This window comes from Enterococcus innesii (assembly GCF_022846515.1).
Lineage (GTDB): Bacteria > Bacillota > Bacilli > Lactobacillales > Enterococcaceae > Enterococcus_D > Enterococcus_D innesii.
The window spans coordinates 1,186,066-1,204,050 of sequence record NZ_AP025635.1 but is presented as its reverse complement, the minus strand read 5'-3'; the positions used below and the strand labels follow the sequence as shown (position 1 = coordinate 1,204,050).

The 17,985-nt window shown below is 43.6% G+C and carries 17 protein-coding genes; 15 read left to right on the top strand and 2 right to left on the bottom strand.

Annotation, left to right across the window (positions count from 1 at the left end):
* Nucleotides 1-13 precede the first annotated feature (13 nt).
* From ENLAB_RS05495 to ENLAB_RS05455, 9 genes are all read left to right on the top strand, one after another.
* Nucleotides 14-1,117, top strand: a complete 1,104-nt coding sequence (locus ENLAB_RS05495) for an iron-containing alcohol dehydrogenase family protein (RefSeq protein ID WP_244353002.1) — start codon at nt 14-16, stop codon at nt 1,115-1,117.
* A 12-nt stretch (nt 1,118-1,129) separates the two neighbouring features.
* Nucleotides 1,130-1,957 (top strand): PTS mannose/fructose/sorbose/N-acetylgalactosamine transporter subunit IIC, encoded by an 828-nt coding sequence (locus tag ENLAB_RS05490; RefSeq protein WP_244353000.1) that lies wholly within the window; start codon nt 1,130-1,132, stop codon nt 1,955-1,957.
* A gap of 19 nt (nt 1,958-1,976) precedes the next feature.
* Entirely contained in the window at nt 1,977-2,834 is an 858-nt protein-coding gene (locus ENLAB_RS05485; protein WP_244352998.1) for a PTS system mannose/fructose/sorbose family transporter subunit IID, read from the top strand.
* Between the two features lie 15 nt (nt 2,835-2,849).
* Nucleotides 2,850-3,356, top strand: a complete 507-nt coding sequence (locus ENLAB_RS05480) for a PTS sugar transporter subunit IIB (RefSeq protein WP_244352996.1) — start codon at nt 2,850-2,852, stop codon at nt 3,354-3,356.
* Between the two features lie 102 nt (nt 3,357-3,458).
* Nucleotides 3,459-4,334, top strand: coding sequence for a hypothetical protein (locus tag ENLAB_RS05475; RefSeq protein ID WP_244352994.1), 876 nt, complete (start codon nt 3,459-3,461; stop codon nt 4,332-4,334).
* A 24-nt stretch (nt 4,335-4,358) separates the two neighbouring features.
* Nucleotides 4,359-4,814 (top strand): PTS sugar transporter subunit IIA, encoded by a 456-nt coding sequence (locus ENLAB_RS05470; RefSeq protein WP_244352992.1) that lies wholly within the window; start codon nt 4,359-4,361, stop codon nt 4,812-4,814.
* Nucleotides 4,815-4,834: 20 nt separating this feature from the next.
* Nucleotides 4,835-5,923: a mannonate dehydratase gene (gene uxuA / locus ENLAB_RS05465; protein ID WP_244352990.1), complete on the top strand. Its 1,089-nt coding sequence runs from the start codon at nt 4,835-4,837 to the stop codon at nt 5,921-5,923.
* A complete protein-coding gene (locus tag ENLAB_RS05460) occupies nt 5,920-6,537 on the top strand; it encodes a bifunctional 4-hydroxy-2-oxoglutarate aldolase/2-dehydro-3-deoxy-phosphogluconate aldolase (protein ID WP_244352988.1) in 618 nt (205 codons plus the stop codon). Before uxuA ends, ENLAB_RS05460 begins: the two co-directional genes overlap by 4 nt.
* 96 nt (nt 6,538-6,633) lie before the next feature.
* Nucleotides 6,634-7,356, top strand: coding sequence for an HAD family hydrolase (locus ENLAB_RS05455; RefSeq protein WP_244352986.1), 723 nt, complete (start codon nt 6,634-6,636; stop codon nt 7,354-7,356).
* Nucleotides 7,357-7,618: 262 nt separating this feature from the next.
* Here ENLAB_RS05455 and ENLAB_RS05450 read toward each other — a convergent pair whose 3' ends face one another.
* The gene (locus ENLAB_RS05450; RefSeq protein ID WP_185938616.1) at nt 7,619-8,413 is read right to left on the bottom strand and encodes an AraC family transcriptional regulator; all 795 of its coding nucleotides are present in this window, start codon (nt 8,411-8,413) and stop codon (nt 7,619-7,621) included.
* A 266-nt stretch (nt 8,414-8,679) separates the two neighbouring features.
* Here ENLAB_RS05450 and ENLAB_RS05445 point away from each other — a divergent pair, with 266 nt between their 5' ends.
* The 4 genes from ENLAB_RS05445 (at nt 8,680) to ENLAB_RS05430 (ending at nt 13,492) form a co-directional block, all read left to right on the top strand.
* Nucleotides 8,680-10,296 carry a glycoside hydrolase family 43 protein gene (locus tag ENLAB_RS05445; protein ID WP_220426425.1) on the top strand — a complete coding sequence of 539 codons (1,617 nt, stop codon included), beginning with the start codon at nt 8,680-8,682 and terminating at the stop codon, nt 10,294-10,296.
* Entirely contained in the window at nt 10,293-11,618 is a 1,326-nt protein-coding gene (locus tag ENLAB_RS05440; RefSeq protein ID WP_244352984.1) for an ABC transporter substrate-binding protein, read from the top strand. Before ENLAB_RS05445 ends, ENLAB_RS05440 begins: the two co-directional genes overlap by 4 nt.
* A gap of 128 nt (nt 11,619-11,746) precedes the next feature.
* Nucleotides 11,747-12,658 (top strand): carbohydrate ABC transporter permease, encoded by a 912-nt coding sequence (locus ENLAB_RS05435; RefSeq protein ID WP_244352982.1) that lies wholly within the window; start codon nt 11,747-11,749, stop codon nt 12,656-12,658.
* Nucleotides 12,659-13,492, top strand: coding sequence for a carbohydrate ABC transporter permease (locus tag ENLAB_RS05430; RefSeq protein ID WP_005228444.1), 834 nt, complete (start codon nt 12,659-12,661; stop codon nt 13,490-13,492).
* Nucleotides 13,493-13,547: 55 nt separating this feature from the next.
* On the opposite strand, the gene ENLAB_RS05425 is transcribed toward ENLAB_RS05430, so the two are convergent.
* Nucleotides 13,548-14,726: an ROK family transcriptional regulator gene (locus ENLAB_RS05425; protein ID WP_200125488.1), complete on the bottom strand. Its 1,179-nt coding sequence runs from the start codon at nt 14,724-14,726 to the stop codon at nt 13,548-13,550.
* 250 nt (nt 14,727-14,976) lie between these two features.
* Here ENLAB_RS05425 and xylB point away from each other — a divergent pair, with 250 nt between their 5' ends.
* Nucleotides 14,977-16,473 carry a xylulokinase gene (gene xylB / locus ENLAB_RS05420; protein WP_244352981.1) on the top strand — a complete coding sequence of 499 codons (1,497 nt, stop codon included), beginning with the start codon at nt 14,977-14,979 and terminating at the stop codon, nt 16,471-16,473.
* Nucleotides 16,474-16,590: 117 nt separating this feature from the next.
* Nucleotides 16,591-17,898: a xylose isomerase gene (xylA, locus tag ENLAB_RS05415; RefSeq protein ID WP_244352980.1), complete on the top strand. Its 1,308-nt coding sequence runs from the start codon at nt 16,591-16,593 to the stop codon at nt 17,896-17,898.
* Nucleotides 17,899-17,985: the final 87 nt, after the last annotated feature.

The following is a 17,985-nucleotide window of genomic DNA, read 5'->3' as shown; positions in this document are numbered from 1 at the left end:
GAGTGTGAAAGAGATGTTAACAGATTTAAAGGTCAAGGTAGGTCCACAAGTGTATCGCTATCATGAAGGAGCAATTGATTTTGTGCCAACGGTGCTAGCTGAGTACCAAGTGAAGCGATTGTTGATTGTTCATGGAAGTGTTTCGTGGGAAAAAGCACAACCAAAAATGACGTTTTTGAAGTCACTGCCCATAGAAATTTTTTACCACCGTTATACAGGAGAATGCAGCTATTATGGGACTGAGTTGATTGAAAACATTGCGCAAGAAAAAGAAATTGATTTTATTCTCGGCGTTGGTGGCGGAAAATTAGCGGATTTAGTCGGTTATGCTGCCCATAAAACCAATTTGCCATTCGGATTGATCCCTACATTAGCGAGCAACTGTGCCCCTTGGACACCATTATCGGTAATGTACAAAGAGTCAGGAGAAGCAGAAGGGAAAACGGAGCACTATTTGAGACAGGCGGCTTTTTTGATCACTGACCCAACTTTAGTCATTGATGCACCGGTGGACTACTTTATCGCTGGGTTGGCTGATACATTGGCGAAATGGATCGAATCCGAAGCGATCCTTGCTCAGCCACATCTCCAAGACGAACCATTCTTGCAGATGGCTGGCTATACGGCCAAATTATGTGAAACAGCGATTTTATCTCAATCGAAGCAAGCCATTACAGATATGGAACAGCAAGAAGTCACTGATGCCTTTTGTCATTTGTCTGAGATCATTATAGCTGTCGCTGGTATGGTCGGGGGCTTAGGGGACAAATACGCCCGGAATGCTGCGGCTCATGCGATGCATGATGCTATCAGTAAATATCTTCCTGAGAGTCATCGTTTTCTTCACGGGGAAAAGGTTGCTTATGGGATGTTCTATCAATTAGCCCTTGAAGAAAAATGGGCAGCGATTGATCAGCTGCTGCCATTCTATCAAGAGTTACATCTACCAATGAGCCTCCACCAAATGGAAATCTATCCTAAAGACGAGCAAGTGATCGATCAGTTGGTAGCTTTTATTGATTCGAAAGAAAAAGTTCATCTGATTCCGGTCGAAGTCAACAAAGAACGTTTGAAAGAAGCTATTTATGCGTTAGAAACTTATTTGAAAGATGTATAGGAGGAGCAAAAAATGGATACATTGAGCATTACCCAAAGTTTACTGATTGCTTTATGGGTGGCAGCAGTCATGTCTCGTTGGCTCGGTGGAGGCGCAACGCTGACTTTACGATTTTCGCCATTAATGACTGGACTGATCGTCGGCATAGTGATGGGGGACGTCAAGCAAGCGATGATCGTTACTGCAGCGTTGCAAATGATTTATATGGGAGTTTTTGCTCCCGGCGGATCAATGCCAGCAGAACCATCAGTTGCCGCAGCGATTGCTGTGCCAGTTGCTTTACTTGGTGATCTTCCTGCAGAAGCCGCGATTGCCGTAGCAGTGCCGGTTGGTTTGTTAGGAAGTTACCTGTATCAGTTTCGGTTCTTTATTAATACTTTCTTAGGAAAGTATACCGACAAAGCAGTTGAAGACTTAAATCAAAAAGCAATGAGCCGTTCCATTATTTTATACCCGACATTGGCTTCATTTATTCTATATGTACCACTGATTTTTATCTCGCTTTATTTTGGTGCTCCACTGATCGCGGATGTGATCAATGCCTTAGAAGGAACTGTAGTTATTCATATTTTAGAAGTAGTTGGTGGGGGCTTAGCGGCAATCGGGATTGCGACAACGGTCTATGTCATTGGCCGTAAAGATTATATGGTCTTTTTCTTCCTAGCTTATTTCATGAGTGTGGTTTTAAGCTCACTGGAAATCACCATGGTAACTTATTCGATTTTTGGTATCTTGATTGCATTGATTTTTGTCCAGTCTCAAAAAGGAAAAGTAGCGCCTGCTGCAGAAAAAGCATCGTCAACATTTGAGGAAGACGATGATTACGATGATGGGTTTTAACCGATAAGGAGGAGCAATAATGTCAGAAATGGTTCAAAATGCACAAGGTGCGCCCGAAGAAATTACCACAAAAGATGTGACTAAAGCCTATTTAAGATGGCATTTCGCAAATGAAATCCCTCACTCATTCGAACGCTATGTGGCACCTTCGCTTTTATATGCAATGATGCCGATTTTACGCAAACTCTATAAAGAAGATGATGCGTTAAAAGCTGCTTACAAACGACAACTGCTTTTCTTCAATACACAACTGAGTTGGGGTGGCGGGGTCATCACCGGGTTGATGTCTTCAATGGAGCAGCAGCGAGCCGAAGAAGAGTATGAGAAAAAAGAAATTTTGATGCAAGATGATTTGATGTACAACACCAAAGCCGGTTTGATGGGGGCTTTAGCAGGGATTGGCGATGCCATCGATTCAGGAACTGTGCAATACATTTTCATAGCAATTGCGGTGCCATGGGCACAACAAGGGAACCCATTAGGATCCCTCTTCCCATTCATTTGTTTTGCCTTGTATCAAGTTTCCATCGGCCTGTTCTTTGCTCGTCAAGCCTTCTCGATGGGCCGCAATGCCACTGGACTGATGCAAAGTACAGGTGTTCAAACAGCCATTGAGACGCTATCGGTTTTAGGTTTATTCATGATGGGTGTATTAGCAGGAAATTATGTGAATGTGAGTTCTTCTCTAAAATTTGATATTTCTGGAAGAGAATTTATTATTCAAGATATTCTTGACCAGATCATACCAGGGATCTTGCCACTGGCTGTCGTAATGGGTGTCTATTGGTTCTATACCAAAAAGGGATTGAAAGTGACCCAAGCACTGTTATGGCTGACTTTGATCTTGATCATTTTAGCTGGTGTAGGGATTTTATAAAAAGGAGTGTCAAAAATGGGTGTAGTAAATTTAGCACGAGTCGACGAACGATTGATCCATGGGCAGGTCATGATGACCTTATCGCAAAAAAGCGGAGTCAACTCGATCTTTGTAGTGGATGAGGTAGTAGCTAAGGATAAGTTCATGCGGGAATTATACGAAAATGCCGGTAGCCGCACAGGACAAAAAACGATCGTCGTGACACCAGAAAAAGCCAAATTTTACTGGGATGAATACAACTTCAAAGATTACAACTGTATTTTGATCGCCAAAACTGTCAGTGTGATGTACGACTTAGTCAAACACGGCGTGCCGATGAAAGAATTAAACATAGGCGGTATCGCCCAAAAAGATCCTGAAAAGGACCTTCTCGTTACAAAATCTGTTTATTTAAATCAAGCGGATGCGCAAAAACTCAAAGAAATGAACGAAGCGTACGGTGTGGAATCAATCTATTTTCAAGCAACACCTTCTGCACCGAAATCAACCCTTAAAGATGTGTTGAAGCAGTTCAATTTGTAATCATTGAGCGAGTTCGTCATCTGTTGAAGAGGAAGGCGGAGGATCTTATAAAAAAAGAGTTCCTCCTTCCTTGTCGGTAATTTGTGAATAGGAGAATTCGCCATGAATCAATCAGAAACATTTCGTGATTGGCTGTTTCGTTATCGGTATGTCTACCGGTCGCGATCCACGGATAAAAGCAAACAAAGATTTTTGAAGGCACTCATCGCAGATATCATTCCGTTTCGCAAAGATCTTCAGGTGATTGAGTATGATCACACGAAAAAAAACGCCTCACGCAATTTGTATGTTGGCGATCTGACCAAAGCAAAACGGATCATCTGCACATATTATGATACACCGCCACAGCATTTCGGTGATTACCATTTTTTTGATCGGCAGGAGCAAGGGCGCAAAACAAATCAATTTATTCTGACTGCTTCAGCAGTGATGATTCTTTTAGGGTTGTTGGGTACCTGGCTTTATATCCACTTTGCCTCAGGGAGATTTCCCTTGCTCTCATGGCAAACAGCGCTTTTTGCTTTAGGAGTCGGTATTTATTTTCTGCTATTAAATCGCGTAAGCCACGGGGCAGGATTTGAGCAAAATTTGACCCGCAATACATCCTCTATCTTAGCGCTGCTGTCATTGATCAGTCAAAACAGTCAAACAGCGACTGCCTTCGCATTTCTTGATGAAGGAAGTTTTGGAGAACGCGGGTTGGAAGTGTTACGTGATTCAGCAAGGCCGAATGCGAAGATTTATTATTTAGATTCTATTGGTGCCGATGCGCCGATTCGAGCTATCGGCAAGCAATTCAATGAAGGGCAACTGCAGCAGCTGGCGATCGAACACAGCAGTGAAGCAATGGGCAGCATCAACTATCTGTTTTGTGCAGAAAAGCAACAGGATCAGACGTATGTGTTGCCTAGAAAACAATTAAAGCAAAAAGAGCTGAATCTGAGGAATATGCAAAAAGTCCTTGCATTATTTGGTTAGGAAGCGAAAAAGGAGGAACAACATTTGTTAGGAATCGTATTGGCAACTCACGGACAGCTGAGTACTGGCTTTAAAGATGCCGCAGAGGTGATCATGGGCAGTGTCGAAAATATTGCGGTCGTTAATTTGAACCACGGAGAGGATATTCAGCTTCTGGGAAACAAAATCCATGAAGCAATCCATGAAACAGATCAAGGGGACGGTGTAGTGGTGTTTGCTGATCTATTGAGTGCGAGTCCCTACAATCAGTCGGTTGTAACGATCAATCAATTAGATGAACCACTTCAGGAAAAGACGTATGTGATCGGCGGGGTGAATTTGCCGATGGTATTAGAAGCGATCAATCACCAATTTTTGGCGACACCGATTGAACAGGCGGTGGCAGCAGTGATCCAGCAAGGAGAAAACAGTGTAGCGCTTTGGCACAATTCTTCGGCAGGTGATAGTAGCAAAGAAACTGATGAGGACGATGATTTTTAAAAACGAAAGGATGACAGCAAATGCAATGGGGGTTTCGATGGTACGGGGAAGGGGATACGATCCCGTTAACGAATATTCGACAAATTCCAGGAATGCACGGCATTGTAGGAACACTTCTGAATAAAATGCCCGGAGATGTCTGGGAGATTTCCGAAATCAACGCACTAAAAGCATCAATTGAAAAAGAGCATCTTTCGCTATTAGGGATTGAGAGTGTGGCGATCCACGATGCGATCAAAGCCGGAACAGAGGAACGGGATCACTACATCGATCATTATATTCAAACGATTCGGAATTTAGCAGCTTGTGATGTACATATGATCTGCTATAGCTTCAAACCGATCTTCGGCTGGGCAAAAACAAACCTATTTTATCAAAACGAGGATGGCAGTTTCTCCTTGCTCTATGATCAAGCCGTTGTAGATGATATGGAACCTAGTGAGATGTATACGTTGATCCATAGCCAATCAAAAGGCTTTAAATTGCCAGGCTGGGAAGAAGAACGACTGAAAAAGTTCCATCGTTTGATGGCAACTTATGAAGGGGTCACTCAAGAGATCCTCTTTGATAACTTAAGCTATTTCTTAAAGCGAATCATTCCTGTATGTGAAGAAGTAGATGTGAAAATGGCGATCCATCCGGACGATCCACCTTGGGAAATTTTTGGCTTGCCACGGATCACCAAAAATTTAGAGGACTTGAAAAAAATCATGGACATCGTGGATTCGCCTTATAATGGGGTGACGTTGTGCACCGGTTCGTTAGGTGCCGATCCAGAAAACGACATGGTGGAGATCGTTCATGCCTTAAAAGGCCGCATCAACTTTGTTCATTTCCGCAATGTGTTGTTTATGGGGGAACGCAAATTTAAAGAATCTGCCCATCTTTCTACTGAAGGATCGTTAGATATGTATGCCATCATGAAAGCCTTGGTTGAGGTCGGTTTTGATGGCGTCATCCGTCCAGATCACGGGCGGACGATCTGGGGGGAAGTGGCGATGCCAGGCTATGGCCTGTATGATCGCGCGATTGGAATCAGTTATCTTCAAGGGCTTCATGAAGCCGTCTTGAAAGAGCAAATGCAATCGAAGGGAGGAAAGAGTGTATGACACTCTATGAACAATTGGCAAAAACAAGGGTATTGCCTCTTTACACGGCAACAGACCTTACCTATTTGCCCGTAGTAGAATCACTGTTGATCGAACATGAACTACCCTTTATTGAAGTGACCTTCCGCAGTGACCTTGCTTTAGCAGCGATTGAAAAACTCTCTCAATCAGGCAAATTGATCGTAGGCGCAGGCACGGTACGCACCTTAGAACAAGCGAAAGCAGCAGTTGAGAAAGGGGCGCGCTTTATTGTTTCCCCTGCTCTTGTACCTGATGTGGTGGAATTTTGTCTTGCCGAAAACATTCCAGTGTTTCCAGGGACAGCTACCCCAAATGACATTCAACGGGCAACGGATTATGGCTTATCAGTTGTGAAATTTTTCCCCGCGGATATCTACGGGGGCTTGCTGGCGATCAAAGCCCTCAGCGGTCCGTTTTATGATATTCGATTTGTCCCAACTGGCGGAATCACTCTCGAAAATGTTCAAGACTATTTATCTGATCCGCAGGTGCTAGCAGTTGGCGGCTCCTTCATTCTTTCAGAATCATTAGTAAAAGAAGGTCGGGAAAAGGCTGACAGCCATTTGGCGCATGTAAAATCATTGCTAAGTTGAGCAGTCAGCTGTAAATAAACAAGATGAAGCAATGGGTGCCAAAGGATTTTGGTACCATTGCTTTTTTATTCGCAGAAAAGCAAAGGAGGCCATAGGATGGAGAAGATAAAACTGGTGATTTTTGATATGGACGGTTTGATGTTTGAAACAGGTCGTCTAGCTTACCGCGCCTATTTAAGCGCCGCGGAGGAGTATGATTTTGAAGTTTGCCAAGATGTTTATTATTACCTGACTGGCAAAACGGAAGCCGATATTCGTAGAGGGATGCAGGAACTTTATGGCAGTACGGTACCAACGGATCGGTGGCGAGAAGCGATGAATCGTCAGAAAGAAGTGATTTTAGCTGAAGAAAAACGGGTGTTCAAAAAGCCCGGCCTTCTTGAACTGTTGGAAGCATTAAAAAAACAAGATTGCTTGATAGCCGTGGCGTCCTCTTCGTCGAAAGAAAAAATCAAGGCGTATTTTGAAATGGAACAGATGCCAGATTGGTTTGACACGGTGGTTTCTGGGGATCAAGTGCGAAACGGCAAACCTGATCCAGAAATCTTTCTAACAGCTTGCCAACAATTAGGCGTAAAGCCTGAAGCTGCCTTGGTATTAGAAGATTCTCTCGCCGGCATAAAAGCCGCAAAACAAGCCGAGATCCCAGCTTTTCTGATTGCGGATGATTTGAGTGCTTTGCCAGTCAAAAAAAATGGGAAGTACCCTTTGCTTAAACAGCCAAAACTTGAGCAAGAAGTAGCTGCACAGGTGAAAACTTTTTCTGATCTGACGGAAGTCAGAGACTGGCTAGTCGTGAATCATTTTTCTTGGCATTGATCGTTATCCCAAGAAGCTTCGATAAAGCAAACGGCATTAAGCAAGAACATACGGTGCTATAAATCAGGTATAGTGTTGCGGAATCGGTAAAACAACAAAGGTTGATTTTGGCAATTGGTTTTTTCCTGCTCATTTCTCTATGAAGAAGGGGAGCGTTAGAACGTTTTTCACTACTTTCTGGGAACGTGGCAAAAGGTTGACTAGAATAACGAGTAAGATTGTAGCAGCTCACTTTATAGGTAAGTGAAGCTGCTTTTTTGCGCTATTCCTTCAGCAACGAAAAATGAGCATTGTGTTTTAAGCGGTATTCTTTCGGAGTCAGTGAGGTCAATGCTTTGAAATTTCGATTGAAGGTTCGCACGTTTTGAAAGCCAGCTTGTTCTGCTACTTCCGTAATCGGCAAGAGACTATGGGTCAGCAAAAAAGAGGCATGGCGAATTCTTGCTTGATTCAAAAGCCGAGGAAAGGTGCTTTTCAATTTCTCAGTGATCATTCTGGAAACGTAGACGCTACTATAACCGATACTGCTGCTTAGTTTTTCGAGCGTCAGCTCTTCTTTGAAGTGTGACTCGATATAGGCAAGCAGCTGGATCAGGATATCCTCTTGGTTTTTGGCTGGTAGTAAAGTCGTTTGGTGCTCAAAAAGGTAAAGGACTTGATACAGTGCCGATTTTCGTAAATAGAGGGAATCCGTTTCAAATAAAGGATAATACAGCTGATTTGCGACAGACGGATCAATGGTGATAACGGGATCTGACAAAGCGAAATCTTTGGTTTTGGCATAAAAATCTGGAATAAACTCCGGCGAAAAAACCAGAATATGCAGTTGTGATTCCTTAGGGGTTTCGATGGCATGGGTCTGGTAAGGCATGACTAATAACACTTGGCCAGTTGTAAGGACATAGGGACTTTCTTCAATTTTGACAACCGCTTCGCCGTCACTACAAAAAAGCAATTCAAAGGAACGATGAAAATGTTCCATGTAATTAAGCGAGTAGGGATGGTAACTGGAAACGCCTAGGTATTCGCCAAAATGATATTCTTCTAAAATGGTCACGCAATCTTTCCTCCATTTTTTGTCTATCGATGTGTGGAAATCGTCCTGTGAATGATAGCGATTTCATTTTATAATTATGACAGTTCAGCTGAAGAAAGTAAATAGAACAATGATTAGTGAATATTTTTAAAATGGACTACAGCAGCAAGTTTCTTTTTTTAGTTAGGTATATTAGTAAAGAAAACTTACTAACTGAAAGAAGCTCATTCCTACTGTCTCTCAGTTGAATCACAAAATGCCAAAAAGGGAAAGAGGAGGAAATTTTTTTGATTACCAATCCGATACTAACAGGCTTTCATCCAGACCCGAGTATTTGTCGTGCAGGAGAAGATTATTACATTGCTACATCGACCTTTGAATGGTTTCCAGGTGTGCGCATCTTCCATTCGAAGGATTTGAAGAACTGGCGCTTGATCAGTACACCAGTCAATCGTGTCAGTCAGTTGAATATGCTGGGAAACCCTGATTCTGGGGGCGTTTGGGCGCCAAACTTAAGTTACAGTGATGGTCGTTTTTGGTTGATTTATTCAGATGTCAAAACCCAATCCAATAGCTGGAAAGATGTGAACAATTATTTGATCACCTGTGAAACCATTGATGGGGAGTGGTCAGAACCAATCTATATGAACTCTTCTGGTTTCGATCCCTCGTTATTTCATGACGACGACGGCAAAAAATATTTTCTGAACATGGTATGGGATTATCGCCCGACAAACCATTCCTTTTATGGGATCGCTCTTCAAGAGTTTGATTGGCAAGCCAAGAAATTGGTGGGGCAGCCCAAAATTATCTTCAAAGGAACAGAGCGCAAATTGACGGAAGCACCGGTTATGTATAAAGTAAACGGCTATTATTATTTATTGACGGCAGAAGGTGGCACCAAGTTTGAACATGCAAGTACCATCGCTCGTGGAACGCACATTGAAGGTCCCTATGAAGTTCATCCTCAAAACCCTCTGATCAGTTCCTGGGGACAGCCAGAGATCCTGCTACAAAAAGCTGGCCATGGTTCATTTGTGAAAACGCAGACCGATGAATGGTATTTTGTTCACTTAACAGGGCGAGCGCTGAAGTATCCAGAAACGCCCCTCTTAGAAAATCGCGGCTATTGCCCGCTCGGACGGGAAACAGCGATCCAGTCTGTTTATTGGGAAAATGATTGGCCGTATATCACAGGCGGAAACTTTCCAAAAGAGGAAGTCCCACAGCCACAGCTGCCCGAACATCCGTGGGAAACAGAATCAGGCTTTGATGATTTTGAAGAGAAGTCTTTGGCACCAGTGTTTCAAACCTTGCGGATTCCTTTTTCTGAGGAGATCGGTAGTTTGACCGCACGACCTGGATACTTGCGCTTGTATGGGCGAGAATCATTCAATTCCTTGTTCCATCAAGCACTGGTGGCAAGGAGATGGAGCGATTTTCGTTTCGAAGCAACGACTGCCGTCGAATTTTCACCGACCTCGTTTCTACAGTTGGCAGGCATGACGAATTACTACAATACACAAAATTGGTCGGCGATCTACATCACTCATGATGAGACGAAAGGAAAAATCATCACTGTATTGGCAAGCGAAAAGGGCCAACTGAAGAGTCAAAAAGCACCAGAAGTTATGATACCAGCCGATGTACAAACAGTCTACTTCAAAACGATCGTCAATTATGCCCACTATCAATACGCGTACTCCTTTGATCAAAATGAGTGGCAGGTCATCGATCAGCTATTTGACAGCTTGCAATTGTCTGACGACTATGTGGCAGAACATTACGGTGGGTTCTTTACGGGGGCTTTTGTGGGGATGTTTGCGATCGATACGACTGGCAATCGTTTGGCGGCTGATTTTGATTCATTTGACTATCAAAAAATCGAGGAGGAAGAAAGATGAAAAATTGGAAACGGGTCTTACAAACAGCGTCAGTGGCGGGCTTAGCGGCTTTTATGCTTAGTGGCTGCGGGAATGGTTCAGGAAACAGCGGCTCGGATAACAGCGCAACGGGAAGCAGTGGCAAGAATGAACTCGTGGTTTGGACCTTTACTTCAGAATTATCAACGATGATCAATGATTACTATTTGCCGGCGCATGACGATTTGGCCTATGACATTCGGATCGTGGAGATTCCTTCTGACCAATTCGAGACCAAGCTCGATCCGATTCTCGGTTCCAAAGATGCACCAGATGTGATTGCTTTAGAATCTGCCTTTGTCAAAAAATATGTGGAATCAGGGATGATGGCAGACCTTGGTTCACTGGGACTTGATGAAGCCGCGGCAGATACGTATCAATATGTCAAAGACGTAGGAACTTCAAAAGACGGGGTTCTTCATGCCTTGGCTTGGCAAGCTGCTCCTGGCGGGTTTTATTACCGGGCGTCGATGGCAGAAGAGCTGCTAGGGATCGGTGATCCAGCGGCTGCGCAAGCGGCCTTGTCAGACTACGACAAGTTCTATGAGGAAGCCAAAGCAGTCAAAGAAAAAAGTGGTGGAACCACCTATATGATCTCTAGTGTCCAAGATTTGGCGAAGCCTTTTTATGGTCAACGCGAACATGGCTGGGTTGAAGACGGTAAATTAGTGATCGACGACAGTTTGTATGATTTGTTGGATATATCACGAAAATTTGTAGAAGAAGGCCTGACACAAGATACAGAAGGACAATCAGAAGCTTGGTTTGCTGGAATGAATAGCGACAATGTATTCGGTTATAGTTTGCCGACATGGGGGCTGCACTATTGGTTAAAACCAAATGCGACAGCTGCCGATAACTCCAGCTCAACAGAAGGGGACTGGCGCATGATCCAAGGACCGTCGTCTTGGTTCTGGGGCGGCACATGGATCGGTGCTACGGCAAATTCTGAGATGCAAGAAGAAGCGGCGCAATTGGTGGCTTACTTGACCACAGATCAAGCATTTTTAAAACAATGGGCCGAAGATACCGGTGATTTTGTATCGAATGAGCGAGTCGTTGAAGAAATTAAAAGCGAATACCAAGAGGAGTTTTTAGGCGGTCAAAACCACTATGCAGAATTTGCCGATATGGTTCAAGACATCAACGCGAAAATTCTGACCGAGTATGACCAGACGATTGAAACCCTCTTTACGGATAGTTGTTTGACACCATATTCAAAAGGTGAAGTGGATCAGGAAACGGCGATCCAAAACTTTAAAGATGCGGTCGTCAATGCTTATCCAGATGTTCAAGTAGATTAGGTGTTGTTGAAACCGGCACCGAAGACGGGGTCGGTTTCAACCTTTTCTAGGTACTAGGCGCTGCTTAAATGGCTTGTCTTTATAGGCAGAAGTTGACAGTGGAAGAAAAAAATATCAGGGGGATTACGATGCAGAATAAGAGAAGATTTGAACAGTATCATCGCTATGGGCTATTATTTATCGCACCATTTTTTCTAGCATTCTTGGTTTTTCAGCTTTATCCAATTCTCTATACGATTTACCTGAGCTTTACAGATCTAAAAGGGTGGAATCCGACTGCCAATCTTGTCGGACTGGATAACTATCTTGCGATTTTTCGCAACCCGTTATTTTTAAAATCGATCAGCAATACCTTTATTTTGTGGGGCTTAAACTTTGTTCCTCAAATTGGCTTGGCTTTGTTGCTGGCGGCATGGTTTACCAATATCAAGCTGCGCTTGCGGGGGAAAGGCTTCTTCAAAGTCGCTTTTTACTTACCCAACATCATTACTGCCGCTTCAGTAGCAATCTTATTTTTTGTTTTGTTCAGTTTTCCGTTAGGTCCGATCAACCTAGTCTTGCAGCATTTCGGTGTTTTGGACCAGCCCTATGACTTTTTCCGTAGTGAAACGGGTACTCGGCTGATCGTTTCCTTTATCCAATTTTGGATGTGGTATGGTCAGACCACGATCGTTTTGGTTTCGGGCATTTTGAGCATTGATGATGCTCTTTTTGAATCAGCAATGGTCGATGGAGCCAATGATGGTCAAATTTTCCGCAAGATTACGCTGCCTTTGTTAAAACCAATCTTGCTTTATACATTGGTGACGTCCTTGATTGGTGGCTTGCAAATGTTCGATATTCCTTTTTTGCTGACAAATGGCAATCCCAACAATAGCGTCTTAACGATCACGATGTTTATCTACAACCAGGCCTTTACCGGGAGTCGGAATTTCAACGTTGCCGCAACCGCGTCGGTACTATTATTGGTACTTTCAATCGTATTAAGCACGTTATTGTTTCAATTTTTCAAAGAAAACAGCAAAGTGGGGCGAAAATAAATGGAAAATAGCTATCGAGCAAAACGATTGTTGATCTATGTCTTTTTGGTGTTGCTGACCATCTTAAGTATTCTGCCGTTTTGGGTCGTCTTAGTCAATGCGACCCGTTCAGCAGAACAGATCCAGCAAGGGCTTTCCTTGTGGCCTGGCGGTAATCTCCAATACAACTGGTCCGTCTTAATGGGCAGAGGCTTCAATGTTTTCAATGGGTTTAAAAATAGTTTCCTGATTGCTGCTGGTGCTACCGTTCTCAATGTGTATTTTTCGGCGCTGACGGCTTATGGCGTGATCGCCTATGAATTTCGTGGCAAGAAAGTCCTGTTTGCTGTCATTCTTGGGCTGATCATGATTCCTCAGCAAATTAGCATGATCGGCTTTTATCAATTTATGAATCGCTTAGGGCTCTTAAATAATTTTCTGCCATTGATTTTACCAGCGATCGCATCACCCGCTACCGTTTTTTTCTTAAAGCAATATTTAGAAACGATCTATCATCCTGATTTGGCAGATTCTGCTCGTTTAGACGGAGCCGGCGAAATCAAAATTTTCCATCGCATCATGTTGCCTTTGATGAAACCGGGCTTAGCCACCATGGCGATTTTCTCATTCGTAACCTCGTGGAATAATTTCTTGATGCCCTTGATCTTGATCAACGATACGGAAAAGTATACGTTGCCGATGCTGGTCCAATTGCTGAAAACCGATGTTTACCGTACTGAATTTGGCAGTATGTATCTAGGGATCTCATTAAGTATTATTCCTTTACTACTGATTTATCTGTTTCTCTCGAAATACATCGTGGGCGGTGTGACGGCTGGCGGAATCAAAGGATAGCGAGACCTTTTTACCAAAAGAAAACGCTGGACTGAGTTTTCAGTCCAGCGTTCATTTAACGGATCGCATGGGAGAGATCAAGTGCTGCAAAGCGCAAATCGTTGATATTCAAGAAATGTTTTGCCACTAGAACGTTACCGCCAAACAGCGGGGCTTGATCGCCTAATCGACTGTTTTTGATCTTCGTGTTTTTGGTGAACTGGCTGGTCAATTTTTGCTGAAGCGCCAGTAATAAATCAGGAATTTTGCGATAGACCGAGCTGTTGATATAGACTTCTTCGGGATCAGAAAAAGTGATGACATTGTTTAGCCCAATGCTAAGAAACTCAACATTTTGTAGCGCCAATTCGACTGCTGATTTTTCTCCGGCATGGTAGGCTTGTGCGAAGGTATCCGAATTTACGAAGGCAGTTTTTGTATAGTGACTGTAGGTGTCAAACAAGACTTTGTTCGAGGCATATTGCTCTAAGCAGCCTCGATTGCCGCAAGGGCACAAGTTGCCGTGAGGAAAGAGCGTAGAATGGCCAACTTCCCCCGCCATACCGTGAGTACCGGTTTGCAACTGCCCATCAACGATGATTCCGACACCGATCCCGCTATGGACGCTGACGCTCAGTAAATTCGTGGAATCAGAAGAAAAACAGTACTCGCCTAAAGCTGTTAAATTGGCTTCGTTTTCTATATAGACCGCCGTATTGTATTTTTGGCTCAAAGGGGCGATCAAATCAAAGTGTTCCAAGTCGTAGTAGGGGGCAAAGGTGATCGTCTGATTGTGAACGATGCCGTGGATCGCCAAACAGATTCCTACTAATCCATGAGTGGTTTGCGGCATTTGCGGCCAAAATTCTTTCATCATAGAATCGATCGTCGCCAGTACATTTTCTTTGGTGATCAATTCATGAGAATGATCGGCGGAGGCGATCATCTCGCCATTGATATAAGAAAGCATTCCACGAACATAGTTATAGCCGATGTCAAAGGTAACAGCTAAGCTGCTGCGGTGATTGAATTGCAATTGAATCGGTTTGCGACCACCGATCGAAGTGGAATCCCCAATGCCGACTTCGCGCACGAAGTCCGTGTCGATTAGTTTTTTGGTTATTTGAGAAACAGACGCTTTATTGAGATGGGTCAAATTTGACACTTCCGCTCTTGACACATTTTCATTGTCAATGATTGTCTTCAATACAGCCGCTTCATTTTGTTCGCGTATGCCCATTTTATTGATAATCATGTGTTCTCCTCTTCGTAGATGTGATTAGTGTTAGTTTACCGTGCAAATTAATATTGTGCAAGCTGAAGAATAAAGAAAAAACGAAGAATGTAGGAACAGTAGTTTGAGAACGAAAAACCATAAAAGAATCGTTGAAAGCGCTTGACAGGAATGCGAGAATCGTTTACTATCCAATTAGTTAGTTTTGAATGCTAATTAACCGATTGAGGATCAATGGTTAACTGCTTCAAACAGAGGAAGGAGAGAAGAGATGGCTTATTTTTTAGGGTTGGATCTAGGAACAAGTGCGTTAAAAGGCCTAGTTTTTGATCAAACCGGGGAACTCCAAGGAACAGCAAGTGCTGACTATCCATTGTCATCCCCTAGACCGGGGTTCAGTGAGCAAGAGCCGGTGCATTGGCAAGAGGCTGCAGACAAGGTAATCAAAACCTTGATTCAGCAGCTTCCAACGCTGCAGAAAGAATTGATCGGCATCAGCTTTTCCGGGCAAATGCATAGTCTTGTTTTATTGGATGAAGATAACCGAGTCATTCGTCCGGCAATATTATGGAATGACGTTCGAACCACCAAACAATGCCAAGCGATCATGGCATCCTTTGGAGAGGAAATAAAAGCAATCACCAAGAATATTGCTTTGGAAGGGTTCACCTTACCAAAAATTTTATGGGTTCAAGAACATGAGCCTGAACATTGGCAACAAGTTCGTCACATGATGCTGCCAAAAGACTACTTGGCTTTTTGGCTGACTGGTAACTATTCGATGGATTATTCTGATGCGGCGGGTACGTTACTGCTGGATATCGAAAAGAAGTGCTGGTCTGAAGCCATTCTAGAAAAATTCGCCATCGCATCGGATTTACTGCCGCCGCTTTTTGAATCAGCAGCGCCAGTAGGGCAAATGCGAAAAGAACTGCAAGAAGCCTTTGGCTTTGAACAAGAGGTGACGATCTGTGCAGGTGGCGCAGACAATGCCTGTGCTGCATTAGGTTCAGGGATCATCGCCGAAGGTGTCGGCATGGTGTCGATTGGCACTAGCGGTGTGTTCTTATCCTTTGAAGAAGCGCAAGAGGTTGATTATCAAGGCGATCTACACCTTTTCCGTCATGCGATCAAAGACAAGTTGTATTCAATGGGGGTCACGTTAGCCGCTGGAAATTCCTTAAGCTGGTATCGTGATACGTTTGCCCCCAACCAATCGTTTCAGGAATTGCTTTCAGCGATCAGTGAGGTAAAACCGGGGGCAGAAGGCCTGCTGTTTACGCCTTATATCGTGGGCGAACGCACCCCACATACCGACAGCCAAATCAGAGGAAGTTTTATTGGCATTGACACACGGCATCGCGAAAAGCATTTCAGTCGTGCCGTCTTAGAAGGGATCACCTTCTCTTTGAAAGATTCCCAAATGATCATGGAAGAACGAGCACAGCGGAAATTCACCCAGATCGTTTCTGTGGGGGGCGGTGCGAAAAATGCCGAATGGCTGCAAATGCAAGCCGATATTTTTAATGCAGAAATGCTGACTTTGTCTACTGAACAAGGTCCAGGTATGGGCGCAGCAATGCTGGCAGCAATCGGCAGTGGCATTTATCCAGATGCAGGTGCTTGTGTTAACGCCTTTGTCAAATATGGCAAAGCCATTGCACCGATTCCTGAAAATGTCGCCAAATACCAAGAAATCTATGCGATCTACCGGACCGTCTACCAGCAGACCGCGCCTATCTGCCATGCGTTGGCGCAAATCGAATAGCGTAATGGCCGCAGGCAATCTGCTTGATCAAAGCGAGGAATCGTTTTTGGTTCTAAATGATTGGAAACAAGTAAGTTAGTTTATTACACTAAAAAACATAAAATGGAGGCAACAACAATGACTTATTTCCCAGACATCGAAAAAATCCGCTACGAAGGTCCTAAAACAGACAATATGTTTGCATTTCGCCATTACGATGCCGAAGAAGTTGTTTTAGGCAAGAAAATGAAAGATCATCTACGTTTTGCAATCGCCTATTGGCATACGATGACGCAAGACGGCTCTGATCCTTTCGGCGCACCCGTCAACAAACGGACGTGGATCGGTGACACCGAAATGGAGACAGCGAAAAATCGAGTAGAAGCCTTCTTTGAGATTTGCGAAAAATTAGGAGCAGAGTTCTTCTGTTTCCATGATGTTGACGTGGCACCTGCGGGAGAAACGTTAGAAGAATTTTTCCAAAACTTAGACGAAATCACCGATTTAATCAAAGAAAAAATGGAACAAACGGGAATCAAACTATTATGGAATACAGCAAATATGTTCTCACACCCTCGTTTCAACAACGGCGCTGCTTCCACCAATAATGCGGAAGTTTACGCGTATGCAGCAGCCCAAGTTAAAAAAGGCTTAGATATCTCGAAAAAATTAGGCGGTGAAAACTATGTCTTCTGGGGCGGCCGTGAAGGCTATGAAACCTTGTTGAATACAGACATGAAATTTGAACAAGACAACATCGCCCGTCTATTCAAAATGGCGATCGCTTATGGAGAAAAAATCGGTCATAAACCGCAGTTCTTATTAGAGCCGAAACCAAAAGAACCATCAAAACACCAATATGATTTTGATGCAGCGACAACGATGGCCTTCATTCAGCACTACGGCTTAGAAGGAGATTTCAAATTAAACCTAGAAGCCAATCATGCAACATTAGCTGGTCATACCTTTGAACATGAAATCGCTGTTGCCCGCAGCTATAACGCATTAGGCTCACTGGATGCCAACCAAGGAGATATGCTGTTAGGATGGGATACGGATGAATTCCCAACCAACGTCTTTGACTCGACACTCGCTTTATACGAAGTCTTAGAAAACGGCGGCATCGCACCGGGAGGAATCAACTTCGATTCTAAAGTCCGTCGTTCGTCATTTGAAATGGAAGATCTGTTGTTAGCCCACATCGCTGGTATGGATACGTATGCCCGAGCGTTGAAAGCAGCAGCCAAACTAAAAGAAGACCGCTTCTTAGACGAGTTGAAGGAAAAACGGTACGCCTCTTTCCAAGAAGGCATCGGAGCGAAGATCGTTGCTGATGAGGAAAACTTAGAAACACTGACAGATTACGCATTGGCGCATGATCAAATCGAATTAGAATCCAGCCACATTGAATATGTGAAATCTCGTTTGAATGATTACCTGTTTTAATAAGAAACGACTGTCGTTCTGAGGAGCGACAGTTTTTTCACCTAAAAAATATCTTTTGGTAATTGTTACGAATCAACCAAATTATGA